A 2,793-nucleotide genomic window follows, 5' to 3' on the forward strand; every position below is an offset into this window, starting at 1 on the left:
GAAATGGCTACAAATGACTTAGGTGCAAAGTTACAATTTTTTTTCGAGCAAAAAATCATTCTGATTGTCAATATTATATATAGGGCAAAGTGCAAGTATCTATATATAGATACTTGCACTTTGCCGTGTGCCGTGAGAATGTGGAATGGCTGCCACGTTCGTAACTACAATATAGATGGAAGTTTGGTCTTCCGCAATCGCTTTACAGGAAGTGGTTGCAAACCAATGTATGCTGCTCTGTTCAAAAGACAGGGTGGTGAGCGATACATGGCGGCAATTAGCCGTCAGGTGGCTGTATAGGAGATGACCGAAAGGGAACCACTGATTATGCGTCGAAATGCAATGAGATGATGCCAAAACCGGGTTGAGGCAAGAAATCCGGGATAAGTTCAGAAGAAACCTGTTTACTGTCTGTTCGACATCCGGCGTAGAGGTGGCATGACCTATATGGAGGCTATGTTGTGGAACACGGGAACTCACCAAAAGATGTTAAGGGAGCAACCAAAAGCGGTAACCCCGCAAGGTTTGAGTACCGATGCTTTTGGTGGGGGCGGACTGCTTCGTAGTAGTGATGAAGTTGCTGTAATGGCAATGGAGCGAAGGGGGCAGCTTGTCCGGCTATTTGTAATGTACAACTAATTAAAATTATTAGGATGACACAAAATCAAATTGCAAAATCGTTTACAATCGACAAGCATACGATAATGAATGCTTGGAAACGGGTAAAAGCAAACAAAGGAAGCGCGGGGATTGACAATGTAAGTATAACTGACTTTGAGAGTAACCTCAAGTGTAACTTATACAAGTTGTGGAACCGCATGAGTTCAGGAAGTTACTTTCCTAACGCTGTTAAGTTAGTGGATATACCTAAACCGTCGGGCGGAACACGTCCATTGGGTATTCCAACAGTAGAAGACCGTGTTGCTCAAATGGCGGTTGTTATGCTGATAGAGCCGAGAATGGAGCAAGAGTTTCATTCTGATTCGTATGGTTATCGACCGAATCGAAGTGCTCATGATGCATTGGCAAAAGCACGGGAACGCTGTTGGCGATACGATTGGGTATTGGATATGGATATCAGCAAATTCTTTGATACCATAGACCATGATTTGCTCATGAAGGCCGTAGAGCGTCATGTACAAGAAAAGTGGATACTGCTTTACATCAAGCGTTGGTTGAAGGTTCCATACGCAACTCAAAATGGAGAACGTATAGAAAGAAATATGGGTGTTCCGCAAGGTTCAGTCATTGGGCCGGTTCTTGCGAACCTGTATCTTCACTATGCATTCGACAAATGGATGTCGATTTATTATCCATCTATTCCTTTTGAACGTTATGCCGATGATACGATATGTCATTGTCGTAACCTTGAAGAAGCCCAAAGGCTTAAAGCATCCATAATCGAACGCTTCTCAACTTGCAAGTTAAAGCTAAACGAAGCCAAGACACGTATAGTTTACTGTAAAGACGGAAAACGAAAAGGAGAATATACTGAAATCACATTTGATTTCTTAGGCTATACCTTTCAACCCCGTGCTTTGAGAAACAAAAGTGGTCAGGTCTTCAATGGCTTTTCTCCTGCAATCAGCAAGAAAGCCAAGAAACGCATTCATGAAAAGATGCGAGGTTGGAATCTGAATAGGCGTGTACAGATAAAACTATCTGACATTGCTGTTGGGATTAATGCTGAGGTTCGAGGTTGGATAAACTATTATGGAAAATTCTATAGTAGTTTGCTGAAATCCTTTCTTCAGGAAATCAATTTGAAATTAGCACGTTGGGCAGAAAGGAAGTACAAGCGTTTTCGGCGAAAACCGAACGCTGCTTACAAATGGCTGGTAAAGATAGCATCTGAAAATCCTCATTTGTTTTATCACTGGCAATATGGAGCCATACCCAACAGATTGAAACCGTTTGGATAAGAAGAGCCGTATGAGGGGAGACTTTCACGTACGGTTCTGTGAGAGGCTTGGGCTGAAATGCCCAGGTCTACTCGACCTATATATTGATTTGAAATTGAAAATTTGCACTGAAGATTTTTATTTTGAAAATAATTCGATGCAGAGTTCCGTTTAAATCAAGCAAAAAGAATATGTCGTCTTTTGTTGAAAAAAATCATGAAATCATAATTTGCATAAGAAAAAAGTTTAAATTTCCGATTTACTACATTTAGTGTAGTAAATCGGAAATTTAAACTATAGTTAATATGGCTTTTTTAGAGCGTAATTATTTGGAGAAATATTTGTTTGCTATTCGTTCACAAGGACGATATATGTTTACTTTGGACGAGTTGAAAGAACAATTTGATACTTTAACATCAAAAGCTATCAACCAAAATATTTATCGTTTGAAGGCAAAAGGGGAAATTGCTTCTATCCGAAATGGGATTTATGTTATTATTCCGCCGGAATATTCCAATCAGGGAATGCTGCCGCCTTTTTTGTTTATTGACGATTTGATGAAAATTTTGAATAAACCGTATTATGTCGCTTTTTTATCGGCTGCGGCGATATACGGAGCGGCACATCAACAGCCGATGGAATATTTTGTAATGGCAGAAACTCCTGCTCCAAAGACAATTAACAATAAAAAACTAAAAATCAATTTCACAAGTAAAAATAATTGGACAACGCAAGGAATTATTGAACACAAAACAGATTCCGGCTACATAAACGTATCTTCGCCGGAATTGACAGCTTTGGATTTATTTGCCCATATAAACAAATTTGGCATAAACCGAATTGTCTCTATATTACAGGAACTTGTCGATGAGATGAAATCTTCGGAACTTGC

The 2,793-nt window shown here is 39.7% G+C and carries 4 protein-coding genes; 3 read left to right on the forward strand and 1 reads right to left on the reverse strand.

Going from position 1 to position 2,793, the window contains the following annotated elements; all coding sequences use genetic code 11:
- Window positions 1–99: 99 nt before the first annotated feature.
- Window positions 100–480, reverse strand: a complete 381-nt coding sequence (locus LBQ60_20315) for a hypothetical protein (protein MDR2040270.1) — start codon at window positions 478–480, stop codon at window positions 100–102.
- A 6-nt stretch (window positions 481–486) separates the two neighbouring features.
- Here LBQ60_20315 and LBQ60_20320 point away from each other — a divergent pair, with 6 nt between their 5' ends.
- From LBQ60_20320 to LBQ60_20330, 3 genes are all read left to right on the forward strand, one after another.
- A complete protein-coding gene (locus tag LBQ60_20320) occupies window positions 487–639 on the forward strand; it encodes a hypothetical protein (protein MDR2040271.1) in 153 nt (50 codons plus the stop codon).
- Window positions 640–704: 65 nt separating this feature from the next.
- Entirely contained in the window at window positions 705–1,922 is a 1,218-nt protein-coding gene (ltrA, locus tag LBQ60_20325) for a group II intron reverse transcriptase/maturase (GenBank protein MDR2040272.1), read from the forward strand.
- A gap of 284 nt (window positions 1,923–2,206) precedes the next feature.
- Window positions 2,207–2,793: type IV toxin-antitoxin system AbiEi family antitoxin (locus LBQ60_20330; GenBank protein ID MDR2040273.1), on the forward strand; the 587-nt coding region annotated here is incomplete at its 3' end.

The organism is Bacteroidales bacterium (assembly GCA_031275285.1).
Lineage (GTDB): Bacteria > Bacteroidota > Bacteroidia > Bacteroidales > UBA4181 > JAIRLS01.

Excerpts from the sequence above, each read along its gene's own strand:
- LBQ60_20320 (MDR2040271.1), top strand. The coding sequence starts at position 487 with ATGTTAAGGGAGCAACCAAAAGCGGTAACCCCGCAAGGTTTGAGTACC.
- ltrA (MDR2040272.1), top strand. The coding sequence starts at position 705 with ATGAATGCTTGGAAACGGGTAAAAGCAAACAAAGGAAGCGCGGGGATT.